Annotated in this window: 17 protein-coding genes; 8 read left to right on the plus strand and 9 right to left on the minus strand. The window is 70.7% G+C overall.

Features of this window, described 5'->3' with window-relative positions; translation table 11 throughout:
• Positions 1–16 precede the first annotated feature (16 nt).
• Both JX005_RS11155 and JX005_RS11160 read right to left on the minus strand, forming a co-directional pair.
• The gene (locus tag JX005_RS11155) at positions 17–2338 is read right to left on the minus strand and encodes a glycoside hydrolase family 3 C-terminal domain-containing protein (RefSeq protein ID WP_214467590.1); all 2322 of its coding nucleotides are present in this window, start codon (positions 2336–2338) and stop codon (positions 17–19) included.
• Between the two features lie 58 nt (positions 2339–2396).
• Positions 2397–3719 carry an MFS transporter gene (locus JX005_RS11160; protein ID WP_214467591.1) on the minus strand — a complete coding sequence of 441 codons (1323 nt, stop codon included), beginning with the start codon at positions 3717–3719 and terminating at the stop codon, positions 2397–2399.
• A gap of 104 nt (positions 3720–3823) precedes the next feature.
• On the opposite strand from JX005_RS11160, the gene JX005_RS11165 reads away from it, so the two are divergent.
• The gene (locus tag JX005_RS11165) at positions 3824–4492 is read left to right on the plus strand and encodes a TetR/AcrR family transcriptional regulator (RefSeq protein WP_214467592.1); all 669 of its coding nucleotides are present in this window, start codon (positions 3824–3826) and stop codon (positions 4490–4492) included.
• Positions 4476–5990 (plus strand): carboxylesterase/lipase family protein, encoded by a 1515-nt coding sequence (locus JX005_RS11170; RefSeq protein WP_214467593.1) that lies wholly within the window; start codon positions 4476–4478, stop codon positions 5988–5990. Before JX005_RS11165 ends, JX005_RS11170 begins: the two co-directional genes overlap by 17 nt.
• Positions 5991–5997: 7 nt before the next feature.
• Here JX005_RS11170 and JX005_RS11175 read toward each other — a convergent pair whose 3' ends face one another.
• From JX005_RS11175 to JX005_RS11195, 5 genes are all read right to left on the minus strand, one after another.
• Positions 5998–6984, minus strand: a complete 987-nt coding sequence (locus JX005_RS11175) for an LLM class F420-dependent oxidoreductase (protein ID WP_214467594.1) — start codon at positions 6982–6984, stop codon at positions 5998–6000.
• 9 nt (positions 6985–6993) lie between these two features.
• Positions 6994–7887: a DNA-methyltransferase gene (locus JX005_RS11180; protein ID WP_214467595.1), complete on the minus strand. Its 894-nt coding sequence runs from the start codon at positions 7885–7887 to the stop codon at positions 6994–6996.
• Positions 7888–7912: 25 nt separating this feature from the next.
• Positions 7913–8962, minus strand: a complete 1050-nt coding sequence (gene lplAB, locus JX005_RS11185; RefSeq protein WP_214467596.1) for a lipoate-protein ligase LplAB — start codon at positions 8960–8962, stop codon at positions 7913–7915.
• 238 nt (positions 8963–9200) lie between these two features.
• On the minus strand, positions 9201–10799 hold the full coding sequence (locus JX005_RS11190) for a glycoside hydrolase family 6 protein (protein WP_214467597.1): 1599 nt from the start codon (positions 10797–10799) through the stop codon (positions 9201–9203).
• A gap of 157 nt (positions 10800–10956) precedes the next feature.
• Entirely contained in the window at positions 10957–11808 is an 852-nt protein-coding gene (locus JX005_RS11195) for an alpha/beta fold hydrolase (RefSeq protein ID WP_214467598.1), read from the minus strand.
• A 92-nt stretch (positions 11809–11900) separates the two neighbouring features.
• On the opposite strand from JX005_RS11195, the gene JX005_RS11200 reads away from it, so the two are divergent.
• Positions 11901–12365 (plus strand): MarR family winged helix-turn-helix transcriptional regulator, encoded by a 465-nt coding sequence (locus tag JX005_RS11200; protein ID WP_246533869.1) that lies wholly within the window; start codon positions 11901–11903, stop codon positions 12363–12365.
• A 5-nt stretch (positions 12366–12370) separates the two neighbouring features.
• A complete protein-coding gene (locus tag JX005_RS11205; protein WP_214467803.1) occupies positions 12371–13717 on the plus strand; it encodes an MFS transporter in 1347 nt (448 codons plus the stop codon).
• A 16-nt stretch (positions 13718–13733) separates the two neighbouring features.
• On the opposite strand, the gene JX005_RS11210 is transcribed toward JX005_RS11205, so the two are convergent.
• Both JX005_RS11210 and JX005_RS11215 read right to left on the minus strand, forming a co-directional pair.
• Positions 13734–14978, minus strand: a complete 1245-nt coding sequence (locus JX005_RS11210; RefSeq protein ID WP_214467600.1) for a D-arabinono-1,4-lactone oxidase — start codon at positions 14976–14978, stop codon at positions 13734–13736.
• On the minus strand, positions 14975–15982 hold the full coding sequence (locus JX005_RS11215; RefSeq protein ID WP_214467601.1) for a LacI family DNA-binding transcriptional regulator: 1008 nt from the start codon (positions 15980–15982) through the stop codon (positions 14975–14977). Before JX005_RS11215 ends, JX005_RS11210 begins: the two co-directional genes overlap by 4 nt.
• A 95-nt stretch (positions 15983–16077) precedes the next feature.
• Between JX005_RS11215 and JX005_RS11220 the strand changes: the two genes are divergently transcribed.
• From JX005_RS11220 to JX005_RS11235, 4 genes are read left to right on the plus strand one after another with little or no spacing between them, the layout of a single operon-like run.
• A complete protein-coding gene (locus JX005_RS11220) occupies positions 16078–16461 on the plus strand; it encodes an L-rhamnose mutarotase (RefSeq protein ID WP_214467602.1) in 384 nt (127 codons plus the stop codon).
• Positions 16458–17624, plus strand: a complete 1167-nt coding sequence (gene rhaI / locus JX005_RS11225) for an L-rhamnose isomerase (protein WP_214467604.1) — start codon at positions 16458–16460, stop codon at positions 17622–17624. Before JX005_RS11220 ends, rhaI begins: the two co-directional genes overlap by 4 nt.
• Positions 17625–17663: 39 nt before the next feature.
• On the plus strand, positions 17664–18587 hold the full coding sequence (locus tag JX005_RS11230; RefSeq protein WP_214467605.1) for an alpha/beta hydrolase fold domain-containing protein: 924 nt from the start codon (positions 17664–17666) through the stop codon (positions 18585–18587).
• A gap of 19 nt (positions 18588–18606) precedes the next feature.
• A complete protein-coding gene (locus JX005_RS11235) occupies positions 18607–20643 on the plus strand; it encodes a bifunctional aldolase/short-chain dehydrogenase (protein ID WP_214467607.1) in 2037 nt (678 codons plus the stop codon).
• The last annotated feature ends 31 nt before the right edge of the window (positions 20644–20674 follow it).

The raw sequence follows: 20674 nt of genomic DNA on the forward strand, positions 1-20674 counted from the left end.
GGCATCCGCTCGTCCGTCAGCCCTGCTGCTGCGGGGCGTTGGCCATCGCGATGAGACCGTCGATCATCTCGGGGTTGACGGCGCCGTTCGAATCGCCGGCGGCGAACATGCCGGCGCGGCCGATCGGGAAGGACTCCATCATCTTCGACGCGTCGACGCCCTCGGGCATGATCGCCTCGACGCCCTCCATGCCGCTCATCATCTGGGCGATCGCCGCCTGCACCATCGCACCGACGACCGGGTGGGCCATGACCTCGCCGATGGACGAGCTGCGGGTCAGCGGCAGCACGATCGGGTCGCCCTCGACCGTCACCTCGACGGTGGAGCGGATGTCGCGACTCGACGCCGCCACGTCGATGACGTAGTCACCGCCCTCGACCGCCCAGCCGTCCAGCCGGATGTCCCAGTAGGCCAGGTCCTTGCGCCGCACGGTCAGCGTGACCTCGGCGACCTCGCCCGCTTCGAGCGCCACCGAGGCGAACGTCTTCAGCTCGCGCTTCGGCCGCTGCACCCTGCCGCCGGGGAGAGACGTGTAGACCTGCACGACCTCGCGCCCGGCCCGGTCGCCGGTGTTCGCGACCGTCAGCGTCACGTCGATATCGCCCCGCGCGTTGACGGAGGCCGAGGCGTCGCCGTACGAGAACGTCGTGTACGACAGGCCGTGACCGAACGGGAAGGCGACGTCCATGCGGCGCGCGTCGTACCAGCGGTAGCCGACGAACAGGCCCTCGCCGTAGCGAACGTGCGAGAACTCGCCCGGGAAGTCGAGGAACGCCGGGATGTCCTCCAGGCGGAGCGGGATCGTCTCGGTGAGCTTCGCCGACGGGTTGACGGCGCCGAAGAGCACGTCGGCGACCGCGCCGCCGCCGGCCTGGCCGAGCAGCCAGCCCTCGAGGATCGCCGGCACCCGGTCGGCGAAGGGCAGCGCCACGACGCCGCCGTTGGACAGCACCACGACGACGTTCTGATTGACGGCGACGACTGCGTCGAGAAGCGCGACCTGATCCGCGGGGAGGTCGATGTCGGTGCGGTCGTAGCCCTCCGACTCGAGGCGCGCGGGCAGGCCCAGGAACAGCACGACGACATCGGCAGCGGATGCCGCAGCCACCGCCTCCGTGCGCAGGGATGCCGTCTCCTCCAGCGAGACGTTCGGCTTGACGCTGAAGCCCTGGGCATACGAAACGTCGCCCGTGGCGGTCGCGCGGATCTCGTCGAGCGCCGTGTCGAGGCGCGTCGGGTTGATCATCGACGACCCCGCGCCCTGGTAGCGCGGCTTCTCGGCGAACTCGCCGATGAGGGCGAGGCGCGCGTCCTTGGACAGCGGAAGGAGCGGTGCGCCGGCCTCCGCGACCGCGTCGTTCTTCAGCAGCACGATCGAGCGACTCGCGGCCTCGCGAGCGAGGGCATGGTGGGCGTCGACGTCGAGCGGCCCCTGCGCCGACCCGGCGCCGGCCTGCGCCTTGCGGACCAGGTCGAGCACGCGGCCGGCGGCCGTGTCGACGACGCTCTCGTCGAGCGAGCCCTCGTGCACGGCGGCGACGATCTGGGCGTCGGTGACGCCGTTCGACGTCGGCATCTCGAGGTCCATCCCTGCGGCGAGCCCGGGCACGCGCTCGTTCACCGCGCCCCAGTCCGAGACCACGAGTCCCTCGAAGCCCCACTCGTCGCGCAGCACCTGGGTGAGCAGCCACGGGTCCTCCGACGCGTAGACGCCGTTGATCCTGTTGTACGAGCACATGACCGTCCACGGCTGCGCGTCCTCGACCACGCGCTGGAAGCCGCGCAGATAGATCTCGCGCAGCGGACGCGCGTCGACGTCGGACGACGAGCGCATGCGGTCGTCCTCCTGGTTGTTCGCGGCGAAGTGCTTGAGCGAGGTGCCCACGCCCTTCGACTGAATGCCCTTCACGATCGCGGCGCCCAGCACGCCCGAGACGATCGGGTCCTCCGACAGGTACTCGAAGTTGCGGCCGCACAGAGGCGAGCGCTTGATGTTGATGCCGGGACCGAGCAGCACCGCGACGTTCTCGATCGAGGTCTCGGTGCCGAGCGCCTCGCCGACCCGGTGCACGAGGTCGACGTCCCATGACGAGCCGAGGCCGACGGCGGGCGGGAAGCACGTCGCGGGAACGCTGTCGCCGAGGCCCAGGTGATCCCCGCCCTCGCGCTGCTTGCGCAGGCCATGCGGTCCGTCGGTGACCATGATGCTCGGGATGCCGAGCCTGTCGACGGGCTTGGTGTACCAGAAGCTCGCGCCGCTGGTGAGCGACGCCTTCTCCTCGAGGGTGAGGTCGGAGACGGATGCCGCGGACTGGGCAGCGGTCGTGGTGTCGGTCATGGGGCCATCCTTTCGTGGATGAGGGTGTCTGGGGTCGGGTGGTCTGCGCGGCCCGGCGTCAGCGGGTCGCCTTGATCGGCCACACGGCGAAGGCGCCGACGACGCTCAGCACGATGCCGACCGGGAAGAGGCCGACGTAGCCGAACGAGAGGACGATCACGCCGGCGACCGCCGGAGCGAGGGTCTGCGGCAGCGTGGCGGCGATGTTGACCACGCCGAGGTCCTTGGCGAACGACTTCGCCGACGGGAGCACCTCGCTCATCAGGGCCGTGTCGACGGCCTGGAACATGCCGAAGCCGAAGCCCGAGATGAACGTCATGAGCATCCAGCCCTCGAGCGTCGGAGAGACGATCGGGATGAGCATCGCGAGGCCGACGAAGACCGAGGAGCCGAAGACGAACGGCTTGCGCCGGCCGACCTTGTCGGAGAGCGGACCCGAGACGATGGTCGAGATGAGGATGCCGACCAAACTGAGCAGGCCGAGGATCGGGATGACGGTCTCGGGCTTCGCGACGCCGATGTAGTCGGTGAGGATGAACAGCTGGTAGCCGGTGACCGCGAAGTAGCCGGTGTACAGCAGCAGGCGACCGGTGAACGCCCAGAAGAAGTCGGGGTGCTGGACCGGGTTCACCCAGAACGTCCGGAGGAAGTCGCCGAGCCGGAAGGGCTCGGGCTGGAGCTTCGTGCTCGAGTAGTCGGGGTTCATCACGACGAAGAGCGTCAGGACGACCAGCGAGATCACGGCGAACGTCACGTAGCCGACCGCGATGCTGTTGAAGAAGAGCGATCCGACGATCTGACCGCCGAGGGCGCCAACCATCAGGCCGATCCCCGAGAGCGCGGCGAAGGTGCCGCGGCGCTTCAGCGGCACGCGGTCGGGCAGCACCGCGCTGAGCGGCCCCTGGGCGAAGTTGTAGGCGATCTGCACGAGCGTCCAGGCGATGGCGATGCCGATGAGGCTGTTCGCGAACGCGAGCCCGACGAGCGAGAGCCCGCCGGCGAGCGAGCCGATCACGATCCACGGCGCGCGGCGGCCGAACCGCGAGCGCGTGCGGTCGGAGATCTGCCCGGCGATGGGCTGCGCGAGCATCGCGGCGAACGCGCCGATCGTCGCGATGATCGCGAGGTTCGCGACCTTGTTCTCCTCGCCGAGAGCGAGTGTCACCTGCTGCGGGAGAAGGATTCCGGGCACCGCGCCCCAGATGAGGAAGATGCCCAGGTTGGCCGGGATGATCCAGCCCAGGAGGCGTCCGAGGCCCTTGATCGGCGCGGGCGGATCGTCGTTGCCGGCGGCGGTGGCGACGAAGGTGTTCTCGGTCATGGGTGCGGTCGGCGGGAGTGCCGGCTCGGGAGCGAGCGCGGAGTCAGACGGCGTTGTCATGGACGGTCCAATCGGGAATGGAGAGACGCTCCGCGTCGAGCATCAGCAAAACCATATGACATTTGGTTTTGAGAAATCAAGCATGATTCGGGTTTACTGTCCCCATGGCAGAAAGCCGGAGGGAACGTCGGGGCTCGTACGCGAAGGGCGTCGCGAAGCGCGAGGAGATCCTCGAGCGCGCACTCGAGGTGATCGCGCGCGAGGGATACCGGGGCGCGTCCATCAAGGAGCTCGCCGACGCAGTCGGCCTCAGCCAGGCCGGCCTCCTCCACTACTTCGACAGCAAGGAGGAGCTGTTCACGGCGATCCTCCGCAAGCGCGACGAAGTGGACACGGCCGACTTCGTCCCCGGCGACGACGGCCGGTTCGCCGGTGCCGACCTGCGCGAGGGGTACCTCAGCGTGATCCGCCACAACGCCGACGTGCCGGGTCTGGTCCAGCTGTTCGCGCGACTGTCCGTCGAGGCGACCGACCCCGACCACTCCGCGCACGACTACTTCGTGTCGCGCGGCGAAACCCTGCGGGACGCCTTCGCGTCGGCCATCGCCGCGCAGCAGGCGGCCGGCGCGCTGAGCGATCGCGTCGATCCGCAGACGCTCGCCCGGATCTTCCAGGCCGTCGCCGACGGCCTCCAGGTGCAATGGATGCTCGAGCCCGAGGTCGACATGGCCGGGACGATCGACGCTCTCTTCACCGCGCTCGAGCCGCGCACCGAATCAGGGACGGGCTCGGGCACCGCAGCGAAGGAGGACCGCCGTGGCGCAGCATCCTGACCACCCCATCGTCTCGATCGCCCCGGGCGACGTCCGCGGGTTCTGGCGCGGCGAGCCCGGCGAGCCAGGCGCGTCGGCGGCGTTCCTCGGCATCCCGTTCGCCCAGGCGCCCGTCGGCGAGCTGCGGTTCGCCGCGCCGGTGCCGCCCGAACCGTGGCAGGGCGTGCGCGACGCGCTCGAGTACGGCGCCACCGCACATCGCGTGGATCCCGGCGACACCCTCATCCCCGAGCCGGCGATCCCCGGCGACTCGACGCTGAACGTGAACGTCTTCACGCCCGCGCCAGGCGACACCGCCGCGCGGCTGCCGGTGCTCGTCTACATCCACGGCGGCGGCTACGTCGCCGGGTCACCCGCCAGCCCCTGGTACGACGGCCGCTCGTTCAACCGCGACGGCGTCGTCACCGTCACGATCTCGTACCGCCTCGGCTTCGACGGCTTCGGGCACATCCCCGGCGCTCCGTCCAACCGCGGTGTGCGCGACTGGCTGGCATCGCTCGAGTGGGTGCGCGACAACATCGCCTCCTTCGGGGGCGACCCGGCGCGCGTCACGATCGCCGGACAGTCCGCGGGCGGCGGGGCAGTGCTGGCACTGCTCGGGATGCCGGCAGCCCAGCACCTCTTCCATTCGGCGTGGGCGATGTCGGCGGCCCTCGCCGACGTCGCGCCCGAGCGGGCGCGCACCCTGTCGGCGAAGCTCGCCCACCTGGCCGGCGTCCAGCCGAGCCGCGACGGGTTCGCATCCGTGCCGGAGGAGACCCTGCACGAGCTGCAGCAGAAGGCCGCCACCCCCGACTCGCGCGACCCGCTGGCCAGCGTGCACGTGCTGCTCGAGGACGGACTCTCCTGGGGTCCGATGGTGGACGGCGACCTTCTGACGCAGCCGACCGTCGCCTCGCTGGCGTCGGGCGTCGGCGCCGACAAGCCGCTCGTGATCGGCACGATGGACGACGAGTTCACGATGGTCACCGACTCCGCGCGGGCGAAGCTCCGGCTGGTCCCCGCCTCGTTCGCACTCAGCAAGCTCAAGATGCCGCGCGGCGCGCGGCGCGCCTACCTCGCCGCCAACCTCGCGCAGCGGCGCAAGGGGACGGCGGCCGTGCTCGGCCGCTACGTCACCGACGTGGTGTTCCGCTCCGACGTCGTGCGCGTCGCCGAGGCGCGGGGCGACGCCCGCACGTGGGCGTACCGCTTCACGTGGGTCTCGCCCGTGCGCGGTTGGGCACTGCACTGCCTCGACGTGCCGTTCTGGTTCGACTGCCTCGACGCGGTCGGTGTGCCGGCGATCGCCGGTGACGCCCCGCCCCGCCGCCTGGCCGACGCCGTCCACGGATCCGCCGTCGCGCTCATCCGCGACGGCGACCCGGGATGGCCGACGTGGGCCGACCAGCCCGGGACGACCCGGATGTTCGGGGGCGAGGCATCCCGCCCCGACGTCGATCCCGACGGCTACCGCAGCGTCCGCTCGCTCGTCGCGGGCCCGACCGCCTGGGCCTGACCCGGGGTCAGGCCAGCGCGCCCACGACCTCGCGCTCGAACAGCTGCACGCCCGAGCGGTCGTACGCCGCCTCGGGGAAGTAGTGGATCGCGTACCCGAGGCCGTGCCGCTCACGCTCGGCCAGCCGTTCGGCGACCTGCTCGACCGTGCCGAACGCCGGCGAGGAGCGGTACTCGGCCTCGATGGCGTCGGCGCGCTCCTGACCCACGTGCGGAAGCAGACGCGCCTTCACCGCCGCGAGGCGATCGGATGCCTCGGCCTCGGTCTCGCCCACGATCGTGTTGAAGTTGGCCGATCGGGTGATGGTGCCGAAGTCGCGGCCGAGCGCCTCGCAGTGGCCGCGCAGAACCTCGCTCTTGTGGTCCCAGACCTCGAGAGTGCCGTTGAAGTTCGTGTACGCCGCGTACTTCGCCGCGATCTTGAGGGTGACCTTCTCGCCGCCGCCGGCGACCCACAGCGGGATCCCGCCGTCCTGCAGCGGGAGCGGCCGCACGATCGCGCCGTCGACCTGGTAGTGCTTGCCGTCGAGCGTGGCGCTGCCGGTGGTCCACGCCTGGGTCATGATGTCGACGCCCTCGCGCAGCATCCCGAGCCGGTCCTTCACCTCGGGGAAGCCGTAGCCGTAGGCGCGCCACTCGTGCTCGTACCAGCCGCCGCCGATGCCCATCTCGGTGCGGCCGCCCGAGACGGAGTCGACGGTCGCGGCGACCTTCGCGAGGTAGGCCGGGTTGCGGTAGGCCATGCACGTGCACATCTGCCCGAGGCGGATGCGGCTGGTCGCGGCGGCGAAGGCGGCCATGAGCGTCCACGCCTCGTGGGTCGCCTCCTCGGAGGCGACGGGCGTGGTGTGGAAGTGGTCGTAGGCCCACAGCGACTCCCACGGGCCCTCGTCGGCGAGCTGGGCGAGGGTCGCCATGACCCGCCACTGGTCTGCGGGCTCGATGCCGACGAGGTCGAATCGCCAGCCCTGGGGGATGAAGGTTCCGAAGCGCATTGCTCCAGCCTAGGAGGGCGACGTGGCGTGGCGCACGACCGTGGCCCGCGGCATCCGCTCGCTCATCACCGCGATCGCCTCGGGGTTGTCGTCGACGAGCACCGCCTGGCGCCCGAGCACCGAGGCGACCGCGCCCGTCGTGCCGCTGCCTGCGAAGAAGTCGAGCACGCGGTCGCCCGGGCGCGACGACGCCTGCACGATGCGGCGCAGGATGCCCTCGGGCTTCTGCGTCGGGTAGCCGGTCTTCTCGCGTCCGGTCGTGGGAACGATCGTGTGCCACCACACGTCGGTCGGCAGCTTGCCGCGCGCCGCCTTCTCGGGGGTCACGAGCCCGGGCGCCATGTAGGGCTCGCGGTCGACGGCCTCGGAGTCGAACCAGTACCGGTCGGGATCCTTCACGTAAACGAGGATCGTGTCGTGCTTGGTCGGCCAGCGCTTGCGGGTCTTCGCTCCGTAGTCGTAGGCCCAGATCAGCTCGTTGAGGAACTTGTCGCGGCCGACGAGGGCGTCGAGCAGCACCTTCGCGTAGTGCGCCTCGCGATAGTCGAGGTGCAGGTACAGCGTGCCGTCGTCGGCGAGGAGCCGCCATGCCTCGATGAGACGCGGCTCGAGGAAGCCCCAGTAGTCGTCGAAGCGGTCGCCGTACGCGCGCAGGTCTCCGCGCAGCCGCTCGTACTCGCGGCCGTGGAAGCCTCTGCGGATGACGGCGTCGGCGGCGCGGTCCTCCTGAGGGGCGCGCGCGGTCTCCATCGCCCTCTCCTGCGTGCGGCCGGTGTTGAACGGCGGGTCGAGATAGACGAGCGTGAACGACCCGTCGGCGAACCCGCGGATCACCTCGAGGTTGTCCCCCTCGTGGATCTCGACGGCTCCGGATGCCTCCGCCCCGGCAGGGGGCGAGCTCACGGTCGCCCCGCCTCGGTCAGCGGCGTCACGGCACCCGGCGCAGCCAGGCGTCGGTGGCGAACTTCGACTCGACGAGCGCCTCGGCCTCGGCGTATTCCTCTTCGGTGATACTTCCGGGGACCGCGCCGTAGAGCTTCGCGAACGTCTCCTTGAACCGCTCGATGATCGCCTCGCGGGGCAGCCCGGTCTGGCGTCGCAGCGGGTCGACGCGCTTCGCGGCCGAGGTCGTGCCCTTGTCGCTGAGCTTCTCACGACCGATGCGCAGCACCTCGGTCATCATCTGGCCGTCCATGTCGTAGCTGAGCGTCGCGTGGTGGAGCACGCCGCCGTTGGCGAGCCGCTTCTGCGCCGCCCCGCCGATCTTGCCCTGCGGCGACGCGATGTCGTTGAGCGGCTGGTAGGTCGCCTCGATCCCCAGCGACCGCAGCGCCTGCAGCACCCAGTCGTCGAGGAACGCGTACGAGTCGGCGAAGGTCAGGCCCGCGACGAGGGATGCCGGCACGTAGAGCGAGTACGTGACGATCGAATTCGCCGCCATCAGCATCGCCCCGCCGCCCGAGATGCGGCGCACGACGTCGAAGCCGTGGCGCTGCGCGCCCTCCGGGTCGACCTCGTTGCGCAGGGACTGGAACGATCCGATGACGACGGCGGACTCGTCCCACTCCCACAGACGCAGGGTCGGCCGGCGGCGGCCGTCGCCGACCCGGCTGGTGAGCACCTCGTCGAGCGCCAGGTTCATGCGGGGCGAGACCGGCTTGTCGTGGACGATCTCCCAGTCGAAGTCGCGCCACCCCGGCGCCGTGACCAGGGCACGGCGGACCGCCGTGCCCACGGCCTCGGGCGTGAACCCGAGCAGCTGAGCGCCTTCGGGCAGAGCCGCGCGGACCGCCGCGGCGATCGCCGTGACGTCGGCCTCGATCGGCAGGCCGTTCACCGCGGCGTCGATGTCGTCGAGCGCGGAGTCGGGCTCGAGGAAGAAGTCGCCGGCGAGATGGAAGTCGGCGATGCGGCCGTCGCGCTCCTCGAGGTCGACGACGACCAGCTTCCCCCCGGGCACCTTGTATTCGCCGTGCATGGGTTCAGCCTATTGGCCACGCCGTCTCCGGGGCGTCGCACCCTGGGGCGTGGTCCCCCGGGTCGTTGAGCGAGGGAGCGAAGCGACCCACCCCCAGGTCGTAGGCCGACCCCCGGGTCGTTGAGCGAGGGAGCGAAGCGACCGAGACGAAACGCGTCTGCGCGTACGAGCGCGTTTCGTCTCGCTTCGCTCGCTCAACGACCCGGGACGGGGGCCCTCTGTCGCCAGCCTTCTGTCGTCAGGAGGTGCAGGCCCTCCCGTTCAGGTGGAACTGCCACGGCTCCACGGCGGCGCCGACGCCGGTCACCGCGAGGGCGGCCGTCTTGCCGGGGCGCAGCGCTCGCGCACCCTCGACCGTGACCGTGGCTCCGTCCTGCGCGAACGAGCCGCCGACGACCTTGACGACCTTCTGGGTGCCGTCGAACGTCCACGTGAGCGTCCACGGAGCGAGCGTCGCCGCCCCGTTGTTGCGCACGGTCAGCGCGGCGAGGAAGCCCTTGCCGATCTTCGTGCCCACGACCTTGACCTGGCAGTCGAGGGGCGCGAGCGGCGGGTTCGCCAGCGCGATGAGCTCGCGCGCCTGCTCGGCGAACCACTGCCCCGCGGCGGGATCCTCCATGCCGCGCTCGGGGTCGAGCGGACCGCCGGTCCCGCGGAAGCACTTGCCGTCGGACTCGCCCGGCACCTTGATCCACAGGTAGGCGTCGACCAGCGCGGCGCCGGTCTCCGTCGTGGGGCGCAGACCGAGGCCCCGGTCGGGCGGGTTGCACCAGTCCTCGTGCTCCGGGTAGACACCCTCGGGGTAGTCCCACGGCCCGAGGCCGTTGCGGCTGGTGTCGACGACGAATCGCGTGGTGGGCTCGACTCCGCCGAGGATCGACTCGTAGCGCGAGTCCACGCCGTCGGTGTTGAGCGTGAGGTCGGGGTTGCCCGGCCCCCACTCCCCGTACGGAGACATCGCGGTGCCGTTCCAGTCGGTCGCCGGGCCGCCGTTCCAGTACTGGTTTCCGCACGAGCCGTAATCACCCGGGTTCACCTGGGTGACGTACGCGATGCACGACGACACCCACGTGCCGAAGAAGGTCGAGTTCGTCGTGAACTGGTAGTTCGACGCGTTCAGGAAGAACCCGTCGGCGCGCTCGACACCGCCCCTGAGGAGGCGGTCCGAGATCTCGCCCACGTTGAGCCAGCTCGATCCCGTTCCGTCGAGGTAGACCGAGGTGCTCGCGAGTGCGCCGAGCGCGTCGACCGCGTAGTTCAGCTGCGTGTAGCGTTCGGCGGAAGCCGTCTCGGCGGGCACCTCCGCCGGCTGGCACCACTCCGTGACTCCGTCGAGGGTGGTGTAGTGGGGGATGATGCCGAGTCCGTCGGGCTCGAGGATCACGGTGGCCGCTCGGTCGCCGATGCCCGCGGCGAAGCCGTCGATCCACGCCTGGTAAGCGGCGGTGTCGAGGGCGCCGCCGGCGGAGTACTGGGCGCAGTCGCGGAACGGCAGGTTGTACGCCACCAGCACGGGCATCTGACCCTTGGCCGCTGCAGCGCTCACGACGTCGTCGACGGCAACCTGCACCTCCGCGGGCGTGCCCTCGGTGAACCAGTCGGCGGAGGGGATCGAGCCGAGGAGCTGCGCATCCGCGCGTGCCTGGCCCTTGAGCGACTGCGCGGCCTCGAGCGTGGTGCTCCAGGGATTCAGGAACAGCTCGGAGCCGGCCAGTCCTCCCTCGGCGGCGCCGGCGGGGGCTGCGGCCAGGGGGATCGCGAGCCCTGCGGCGAGGGCGGCGATCGCGCCGACCGCGGCCGCCCTGCGTCGCACCGAGTGGGGGGATGAGTGGGACATGGGGGTATTCCTCTCCGGGGTCATCGTCGACCACGGCTCACGGCGTCGGTGTCGCGAACCGGCCGTCGCGAAGCGTGGGAGCGCTCCCACGACGGTCATTGGTCACAGGATGACGCACCCTGCGCCGGGCGTCAACGGGTAAGACGCGGAACCGAGGTCAGACCCGAACGGGGAACCGCTGGTCGAGCCACGCCAGCAGGTCTCCGCGCACGTCGGCCTGCATCACCTCGTTGAAGATCTCGTGTCGTGCGCCGGGATACACCAGCGTGGTGACGTCGGTGAAACCGGACCGCGTCCGGTAGGCGTCGGCGAGGCGGTGCACGCTGCGGGGTCCGCCCACGGTGTCGTCGCGACCGACCATCAGGAGCGTCGGGATGTCGCGGCCCAGGTTGCGACGGGGCCGGCCGTACATGCGGAGGGAGTCGACCACGCCGATCAGCTTGATGGGGTCCTCCGAGGTCGTCAGGGGATCGTCGAGGAAGGCGCGCCCGACCGTCAGGTCGCTCGAGAGCCACTCCGTGCCCGTCGCGTCCGGTCCGTCCCAGGGTCTGTTCAGACCGCTGGTGCGGATCGAACCCGGCATCCGCAGCGCCGAGCCGGTCAGGACGAGTCCGTCGTACGCGTCGGGATGGAGGTTCACGAGCATCTGCGCGAGCACCGACCCTCCCGAGTGGCCCAGCAGCACGAGCGGCAGCGTCGAGTGCTCGGCTCGGAGCTGCTCGCTGAACTGCCACATCGTGGCGAGGGCCGCTCGGAGGCCACCGGGGCCGAGATGGCCGAGACGCGAGACGTCGCCGCGATGCTGGCCCATTCCGGTGCGACCGTGGCCGCGGTGGTCGGCCGCATACACGGTGTAGCCGTCCGCGGTGAGGGCGGCGATCAACGCGCTGTAGCGGCCGGCGTGCTCTCCGACTCCGTGCAGCAGCTGCACGACCGCCCGAGGCTCGGTCTTCGCGGGATGGACGTCGTAGACGATCGCGATGCCGTGTGCATCGATGAACTCGGGCATGCGCAGAGTCTAGGAGAAGTGGGATGCCGCGACCCCGCGCCGAGCATCCCGAATTCCCTTAGCAAGACTAATGAGCTATGCTAACTAATCGGATGAGAAGCGATACGACGACCCACACGACCACGACAGACCACCTCGACGACCATTCCGCGGCGGCCTCGGCCCTGCGCATCGCGACCTTCCGGCTCGCCCGCCGCATGCGCACGCAGCGCGCAGTCGACTCGATGAGCGACGGGCAGTTCGCCGTCCTCGCAGCGCTGTGGGTGCACGGCTCGCACACGCTCGGCGAGCTGGCCGACCGCGAGCGGGTGTCCGCCCCCTCGATGAACCGCACCGTGAACTGCCTGCAGGAGTTGGGCTACGTCGTGCGGTCCGCCGACGAGAACGACGGCCGCAAGGTCGTGATCTCGCTGACCGACGAGGGTCGGGCTGTCGTCGACGAGACCGCACGCCGACGCGATGCGTGGGTGGAGGCGGCGCTGGCCGAGCTGTCGCCCGACGAGCGCAGGACGCTCGAACAGGCGGCTGATCTGATGCAGCGGATGGTGGCCCTGTGACCGCGATGTTCCGGTCGTTCTCGATCTTCAACTACCGGGTCTGGTTCATCGGCGCGCTTGTCTCGAACGTCGGCGCCTGGATGCAGGCGACCGCACTCAGCTGGGTGGTGCTGACCGAGCTCACCGACAACGACGCCGCGGCGATGGGCGTCACGATGGCGCTGCAGTTCGCGCCGCCGCTCCTGCTGGTGGGCGTCACCGGGTTCGTGGCCGACAAGTTCGACCGGCGCAAGCTGCTCGTGGTGACGCAGAGTCTCCTGCTGGTGGTCGGCGTCGTGATCGGCATCCTGCTCCTGCTCGGCGTCATGACGCTGCCGCTCATGTACGCGTTCGCGCTGGGTCTGGGCGTCATCGCGGCCTTCGACAACCCCGCCCGCCAGGCGTTCGTCTCCGACCTGGTGTCGCGCGAGATCGCGTCCAACGCCGTGGCCTTGAACGCGGCCTCCTTCAACGGTGCGCGCATGATCGGACCCGCGGTCGCGGGCGTCGTGATCGTCGCGATCGGAACCGGGTGGGTGTTCCTCGTCAACGGCGTCACGTTCCTCGCCATGATCGTCGCGCTGCTGCTCATCCGCACGAACGAGCTCATCCCGCGGGTGAAGGCCCCCGGCGCGTCCCGGCTGGCCGACGGGTTCCGCTACGTGGCACGCCGCCCCGATCTCATCGTGACGTTCGCGATGGTGTTCATCGTCGGCGCGTTCGGCATGAACTTCCCGATCTTCGCCTCGACGATGGCGCTCGAGTTCGGCCAGCAGGCCGACGGCTACGGCCTGCTCAGCTCGATCCTGGCGATCGGCTCGCTCGCGGGCGCACTGATGGCCGCACGACGCGACCGCGCGCGCATCCGGGTCGTCATCGGCGGCACCCTCCTCTTCGCCGGCGCCGCCGCGGTGTCGGCGTTCATGCCCACCTACTGGGCATATGCCATCACGCTCATGTTCACGGGGTTCGCGGTCGTGACGATGCTGACGACGGCCAACGGCTACGTCCAGACGACGACCGACCCGGCCCTGCGCGGTCGCGTGCTGGCCCTCTACATGGCCATCCTCATGGGCGGAACGCCCATCGGCGCTCCGATCGTCGGCTGGGTGGCCGCAGAGTTCGGACCCCGTCAGGCGATCCTGCTCGGTGCCGGAGCGGCGCTGGTGGCGTTCGCGATCGGCGCGACGTGGCTGATCGTCTCCGGACGCCTCCACCGTCACGAGGAGCGCCGGTTCCTGCTCACGATCGACGAGACCCGGCCGCTGTCGGTCGTGCAGCCCGCGCCGGAGGAGTTCAGCGACGAGGTCGCCTCCACCACGCCGGTGCGCGTGCCCGACGCCGACCGGATGCACCAGCGCCGCGCGAGCTGACCCGGCGCGCGGAGCGTCAGCGCGGTTCGCGCACGCCCATGAGCTCCAGGTGCGCGTTGGAGAATCGCCCGCGCGGATCGAGCCGTTCGAAGACGCCTCGTGCGTCCGCGAGCCGCGGGTGCACGCGCTCGATCGCCGCGCGATCGAAGTCGTGGCGCTTGCCCCAGTGCGGGCGCGCCCCGAACGGCCGGAGCGCCGCTTCGATGCGAGGGATCACGGCGTCCACCCCGGCCGGGTCGTTGCGCCACGTGAAGTGGATCGCGACGACGTCGTGCCCCGACGCCGGACTCAGCCAGAGGTCGTCGGCAGGAGCGGTGCGAAGCTCGCTCACGAACAGCAGGGGACGGATGACATCGCCGAGCGCGAGCATCGCCCGCAGCGCGTCCGGCGCATGCTCGCGCGGGACGAAGTACTCGCTCTGGATCTCGTCACCGAACGAGGGGGTGCCGTCGAGGCGGAAGTGCGGCAGCCGCAGCATCCACGGCCCGGCGACGCCGCGCAGCTCGGTGACGTCGGCGAGCCCGCCGAGCGGTTCGGCGTCGATGTCGAGCACGCCGTCGAGGAGCTTGTCCGGCACCGGCTGGTCGTCGGCGTCGATCCGCGATTTCACCCAGACCCAGCCGACCGACGGCCGCTCCCACCGCGTGAACACCGAGACGCTGTACCCCGCGCCGGTCACGGCGTCGAGGGCGCCGAGGGCGGCATCCCACGACACTCCCCGGTAGACGTCCTGCCGCATGCGGTAGGACGGCCGCGTCTCGATGTCGAGAGACAGCACGACGCCGTAGGCGCCGAGGCCCACCGCAAGGGCGTCGAAGTCGGGGTCGCCCCGTCGGACCTCGTGCACCGCACCATCGGCATCGGCGAAGCGGATGCCGCGCACCGCGGTCGTCAGCACGCCGTTGTCGTCGCCCGAGCCGTGGGTGCCCGTGGCCGTCGCGCCCGCGACCGAGATGTGCGGCAGGGACCCCAGGTTGTGCAGCGCGAGACCGCGTTCGTCGAGCCACGCCGCCAGCACGCCGTACCGGGTGCCCGCGGCCACGCGTACCGTGCCGTCGCCGAGCGCGAGCCCGCCCTCGAGACCGGCGAGGTCGAGCAGCGTGCCCGCCGTGTCGGGCAGGTCGGTGAACGAGTGCCGGGTGCCGAGGGCGTGGACGGGTCCGCTGTCGCCGGCGAGCTCGCGCAGCACGTCGGCCTCGCTCCACACCGGCACGATGCGCGGTGCGGCGTAGTCGTAGGTTCCCGCCCAGTTGCGCGTCATGATCGGCCCGCCGTCGACTCGCGCACGACGAGCTCGGGCTGGAAGACGACCTGCTCATGCTCGTCGGCCCCCTCGACCTCGGCCAGGAGCAGCTCGACGGCGCGCCGGCCGATCAGCCCGCTGGGCTGGCGGATCGACGACAGGGGCACCACGGTCGCCGCCGAGAAGTCGATGTCGTCGTACCCGATGATCGCGATCTCACCGGGGACCGCCACCGACCCCAGCATGACGAGGGCCTGCATCACGCCGACGGCCAGGAGGTCGTTCGCCGCGAAGACCGCATCGGGCCGCTCGTCCGGGCGGCGATCCCGCAGCAGCTCGCCCGCGGCGCGCCCTTCCAGCACGGTGAGCGCCGAGGTCTCGACGACCTCGAGCGAGGCGTCCGGATGCTGCGCCACCGCGCGGCGCGCGCCTTCGAGGCGATCGGCGACCTGGCGCACCGTCGCGGGTCCGCCCACGAAGGCGATCCGCCGGCGACCGGTCTCGATGAGGTGGGACACCGCCAGCCGACCGCCGTGGACGTCGTCGACCGAGACGGAGGAGAAGTCGGCGCCGTCGCTCAGCCGGTCGACGAGCACCGCGGGGATGCCCCGAGCGCGAAGCCGGTCGAGGCGTGCGGAGACGTCGTCGACAGGGGTGATGAGAACGCCGTGCACCCGCTGCTGCTCGAAGAGGTCGAGGTACCCCGACTCGCGCCCGGGATCGTCGTCGCTGTTGCCGAGGAGGATCGACAGATCATCGGCGGCGGCGCGCAGCTCTGCACCTCGGGCGACGTCGGTGAAGAACGGGTTGCGCACGTCGAGGACGATCAGCCCGATGCTGCGGCTGCGGCCGGCACGCAGCTGTCGCGCGGCGTCGTTGCGCACGAACCCGAGTTCGTCGATGGCTCCCTGCACGCGTTCGACGGTCGCGGGCGCCACCTTCTCAGGGCGATTCAGCACGTTCGAGACGGTGCCCACGGAGACGCCCGCCAGCGCGGCGACGTCCTTCACGCTGATCGTCATCGTCTCACTCTCGCCTCGGCCCATGGGTTGCGTGAAACGATACATGCGGGTTAGAGTTTGAAACGATTCACACCGCAATCGATGAGGAGTCCTCGATGACGAGACCGACCGCGCCGACGCGCGTCGCGTTCGAGCTGCAGGTGAAGCCCGGGCTGCTCGACGAGTACCTCCGCCGCCACTCTCCGGTCTGGCCCGAGATGCTGGCGGAGATCGCCGCAGCCGGACGCCGCAACTACTCCCTCTTCCTGGCCGACGGCGGACGGCTTCTCGGCTACTACGAGACCGACGACGACGCCGCTGCGCAGGCCTACCTGGCGACCTCCGAGGTGGCCGCGCGCTGGGAAGCCGAGATGAGCCGCTTCTTCGTCGGCCTCGACGGGCGTCCCGACCAGGCGGCCACCCCCTTGACCGAGATCTTCCACCTCGAAGACCAGCTCGCGGATGCCGAGGCATCCGGGGCGGAAAGCGAACCATCGTGACCGTACTCTCCCCCGACATCCTGACCGAGCTGGAAGGCCAGGGCATCGAACTGCCGTCCTGGGCCTTCGGCAACTCGGGAACCCGCTTCCGCGTGTTCACCACGCCGGGCACCCCGCGCGACCCGTTCGAGAAGATCGCCGACGCGGCCAAGGTCAACGAGTTCACCGCGCTCGCCCCGAGCGTCGCGCTGCACATCCCGTGGGACAAGGTCGACTCGTACGACGATCTGCGCCGCCACGCGGAGGATCTGGGAGTCCAGCTCGGCACGATCAACTCGAACACGTTCCAGGACGAGGAGTACAAGTTCGGCGCCCTGACGCACGCCGACGAGGCGATCCGCCGGAAGGCCATCGACCATCACCTCGAGTGCATCGACATCATGCACGCGACCGGGTCGCGCGACCTGAAGATCTGGCTCGCCGAGGGGTCGAACTACCCCGGCCAGAACGACATGCGCGCCCGCCAGGACCGCCTCGCCGACTCGCTGCAGCAGATCTACGCGCGCCTCGGCGACGAGCAGCGCCTCGTGCTCGAGTACAAGTTCTTCGAGCCGGCGTTCTACCACACCGACGTTCCGGACTGGGGTACCTCCTACGCGCAGGTGGCTGCTCTCGGCGAGCGCGCGATGGTCTGCCTCGACACCGGACACCACGCGCCCGGCACCAACATCGAGTTCATCGTCATGCAGCTTCTCCGCCTCGGAAAGCTCGGCTCGTTCGACTTCAACTCGCGCTTCTACGCCGACGACGACCTCATCGTGGGCGCCGCCGATCCGTTCCAGCTGTTCCGCATCATCTTCGAGGTCATCCGCGGCGGAGGGCTCAACAACCCCGACGTGGCGTTCATGCTCGACCAGTGCCACAACATCGAGGACAAGATCCCCGGCCAGATCCGCTCGGTGCTCAACGTGCAGGAGATGACCGCGCGCGCGCTGCTCGTCGACCGCGACGCCCTCGCGGCAGCTCAGGCGGCGAACGACGTGCTCGCGGCGAACGCCGTGCTCATGGACGCGTTCTACACGGACGTGCGTCCGGCGCTCGCCGAATGGCGCGAGTCGCGCGGACTCCCGGCCGACCCCATGGCCGCGTACGCCGCCTCGGGTCACCAGCAGCGGATCGCCTCCGATCGCGTCGGCGGCACCCAGGCGGGCTGGGGAGCCTGACCTCCAGGTGACGGCGGAGCAGCGAGAGGATCGACCCAGATGACCGAACCGTACGCCGACGCCGACGGGCTCGTGCGCGTCTACCCGGCGCCCGCCCCGCACGGCGCGGGGCTCGTGTGGGCGCACGGCGGCGGGTTCGCGTTCGGTGAGCTCGACATGCCGGAAGCCGACTGGGTCGCCCGCTCGCTCGCCGCCCGCGGAACCATGGTCGTCTCCGTCGACTACCGCCTCGCGCCGGTCTCGGGGCTCTGGGCCGAGCGCGGGGGCACCGCGCCGCGCGCCGGGACGGTCTACCCCGGTCCTTCCGATGACGTCCTCGCGGCGTGGGAGTGGACGGTCACGCACGCCGACCGCCTGCGCATCGACCCCGCTCGCCTGGCCCTGGGCGGTGCCAGCGCGGGCGGCAACCTCGCCGCCGGCGCGACGATGCGACTGCTCGAGGCGGGGTCGCCGACCCTGCCCGCCCTTGTGGTCCTCGCGTACCCGACGCTCCTCGCCGTCCAGCCCGCGCCCGACGCCGCTCTGCGTGCCGCGCTCGACGCCGACCCGGAGGCCGACCGCTTCGGACCGGACGCCGTGCGCGACATGTACGAGAACTACCTCGGCGGTCGCGTCGACGATGCTCCGCTTCCGGCCGTTCCCGGCCGCGCCGCACCTGCCGACCTGGCCGGCTTCCCGCCCACCCTCATGATCAACGGCGAGGTCGACGAGCTCCGCGTCTCGGGCGAGGTCTTCGCGTCCACCCTCGCCGCCGCCGGCCGCGAGATCGAGGTCGTGATCGAGCCCGGCACCGATCACGGACATCTGAATCGACCGGACGCCGGGGGCGCGGCATCCGCTTCTCTCGACCGCATCGCGACCCGCCTCGCCGCTCTCTCCCTCACCTCTTCTTCGCCGAGTGTCCAGGACACGCCGCGCACCCCCAGCCGGGGGCGGCGCGTCGTGGACACTCGACCCCGATGACTCACTCAAGGAACAGAACATGACGAACGAGACTGCACAGCAACTCATCGAGCGGTCGAACCGCCTCGGCGCCGATCCCCAGAACACCAACTACGCCGGCGGCAACACGTCCGCCAAGGGCACGGAGATCGATCCCGTGACGGGCGAGCCGGTCGAGCTGCTGTGGGTCAAGGGCTCGGGCGGCGACCTCGGCACACTCACCGAGTCCGGCCTGGCCGTCCTTCGCCTCGACCGCATGCGCGCCCTCGTTAACGTCTACCCCGGCGTCGAGCGCGAAGACGAGATGGTCGCGGCGTTCGACTTCTGCCTGCACGGCAAGGGCGGCGCGGCGCCGTCGATCGACACCGCGATGCACGGGCTCGTGGACGCCGCGCACGTCGACCACCTGCACCCGGACTCGGGCATCGCGATCGCCACGGCAGCCGACGGCGAGGCGCTGACGCCGGAGATCTTCGGCGAGAAGGTGGTGTGGGTGCCGTGGCGGCGGCCCGGCTTCCAGCTCGGCCTCGACATCGCCGAGATCAAGGCGAAGAACCCCGCCGCGATCGGCTGCATCCTCGGCGGGCACGGCATCACGGCGTGGGGCGACACGTCGGACGAGGCCGAGGCGAACTCGCTGTGGATCATCGAGACCGCACAGGCCTACCTCGACGAGCACGGCGAGTCCGAGCCGTTCGGCGGCGTGCGCGCCGGCTTCGAGGCGCTTCCCGAGGCGGAGCGGCGCGCGAAGGCCGCCGCGCTGGCTCCGACGATCCGCGGGCTCGCGTCGACCGACAAGCCGATGGTCGGCCACTTCACTGACTCCGACGTCGTGCTCGACTTCCTCGCCTCCGAGAACGCACCGCGCCTGGCCGGGCTCGGCACGAGCTGCCCCGACCACTTCCTGCGCACGAAGGTCAAGCCGATGCTGCTCGATCTTCCCGCCGACGCGGGCGTCGAGGCATCCCTCGCCCGCCTCGCCGAGCTGCACGAGGCCTACCGTGCGGACTACCAGGCGTACTACGACGCCCACGCAACGGCCGATGCGCCGGCCATCCGCGGCTCCGACCCGCTGATCGTGCTGGTGCCCGGTGTCGGCATGTTCTCGTTCGGCGCCAACAAGCAGACGGCGCGCGTCGCCGGCGAGTTCTACGTCAACGCGATCAACGTGATGCGCGGGGCCGAGTCGGTCTCGACGTACAGTCCGATCTCCGACGCCGAGAAGTTCCGCATCGAGTACTGGGCGCTCGAAGAGGCGAAACTGCAGCGGATGCCGAAGCCGAAGACCCATCAGGGGCGCATCGCCTTCGTCACCGGCGCCGCCTCCGGCATCGGCAAGGCGATCGCGACCCGCCTCGCGGCGGAGGGCGCGTGCGTCGTCGTCGCCGACCTCGACCTCGAGAAGGCGCGGGCCGCCGCGGCAGAGCTCGGCAACGCGGACGTCGCGATCGGCGTCGCCGCGAACGTCGCCGACGCCGACGGCGTGCAGGCGGCGATCGACGCGACCGTGCTCGCGTTCGGCGGCGTCGACCTCGTCGTCAACAACGCCGGGCTGTCGCTGTCGAAGCCGCTGCTCGAGACCACCGAGAAGGACTGGGACCTCCAGCACGACGTCATGGCGAAGGGCTCGTTCCTCGTCGCGAAGGCGGCGGCGAAGGCGCTCATCGAGCAGAGGATGGGCGGCGACGTGATCTACATCTCGTCGAAGAACTCCGTCTTCGCCGGCCCGAACAACATCGCCTACTCGGCGACGAAGGCCGACCAGGCCCACCAGGTGCGACTGCTCGCGGTCGAGCTCGGCGAGCACGGCGTGCGCGTCAACGGCATCAACCCCGACGGCGTCGTGCGGGGCTCGGGCATCTTCGCCGCGGGCTGGGGCGCCAACCGCGCCGCGACCTATGGCGTCAAGGAAGAGGATCTCGGCCAGTTCTACGCGAACCGCACCATTCTCAAGCGCGAGGTCGTGCCCGAGAACGTCGCGGACGCCGTCTACGTGCTGACCGGTCCCGAGCTCTCGCGCACGACGGGTCTGCACATCCCCGTCGACTCCGGCGTCGCCGCCGCGTTCCTCCGATGACCTCGCGTTCCGAGGTTCGGGTCGTTGAGCG

It is taken from the genome of Microbacterium flavescens, from assembly GCF_018588945.1.
Taxonomy (GTDB): domain Bacteria; phylum Actinomycetota; class Actinomycetes; order Actinomycetales; family Microbacteriaceae; genus Microbacterium; species Microbacterium flavescens.

Bases quoted from the DNA above. Each gene is read 5' to 3' on its own strand.
- JX005_RS11195 (WP_214467598.1), bottom strand. From the start codon at position 11,808: ATGCCCGAGTTCATCGATGCACACGGCATCGCGATCGTCTACGACGTC.
- JX005_RS11200 (WP_246533869.1), top strand. From the start codon at position 11,901: ATGAGAAGCGATACGACGACCCACACGACCACGACAGACCACCTCGAC.
- JX005_RS11190 (WP_214467597.1), bottom strand. From the start codon at position 10,799: ATGTCCCACTCATCCCCCCACTCGGTGCGACGCAGGGCGGCCGCGGTC.
- JX005_RS11235 (WP_214467607.1), top strand. From the start codon at position 18,607: ATGACGAACGAGACTGCACAGCAACTCATCGAGCGGTCGAACCGCCTC.
- JX005_RS11175 (WP_214467594.1), bottom strand. From the start codon at position 6,984: ATGCGCTTCGGAACCTTCATCCCCCAGGGCTGGCGATTCGACCTCGTC.
- lplAB (WP_214467596.1), bottom strand. From the start codon at position 8,962: ATGCACGGCGAATACAAGGTGCCCGGGGGGAAGCTGGTCGTCGTCGAC.
- JX005_RS11165 (WP_214467592.1), top strand. From the start codon at position 3,824: ATGGCAGAAAGCCGGAGGGAACGTCGGGGCTCGTACGCGAAGGGCGTC.
- JX005_RS11220 (WP_214467602.1), top strand. From the start codon at position 16,078: ATGACGAGACCGACCGCGCCGACGCGCGTCGCGTTCGAGCTGCAGGTG.
- JX005_RS11160 (WP_214467591.1), bottom strand. From the start codon at position 3,719: ATGACAACGCCGTCTGACTCCGCGCTCGCTCCCGAGCCGGCACTCCCG.
- JX005_RS11215 (WP_214467601.1), bottom strand. From the start codon at position 15,982: ATGACGATCAGCGTGAAGGACGTCGCCGCGCTGGCGGGCGTCTCCGTG.
- JX005_RS11205 (WP_214467803.1), top strand. From the start codon at position 12,371: ATGTTCCGGTCGTTCTCGATCTTCAACTACCGGGTCTGGTTCATCGGC.
- JX005_RS11210 (WP_214467600.1), bottom strand. From the start codon at position 14,978: ATGACGCGCAACTGGGCGGGAACCTACGACTACGCCGCACCGCGCATC.
- JX005_RS11155 (WP_214467590.1), bottom strand. From the start codon at position 2,338: ATGACCGACACCACGACCGCTGCCCAGTCCGCGGCATCCGTCTCCGAC.
- JX005_RS11230 (WP_214467605.1), top strand. From the start codon at position 17,664: ATGACCGAACCGTACGCCGACGCCGACGGGCTCGTGCGCGTCTACCCG.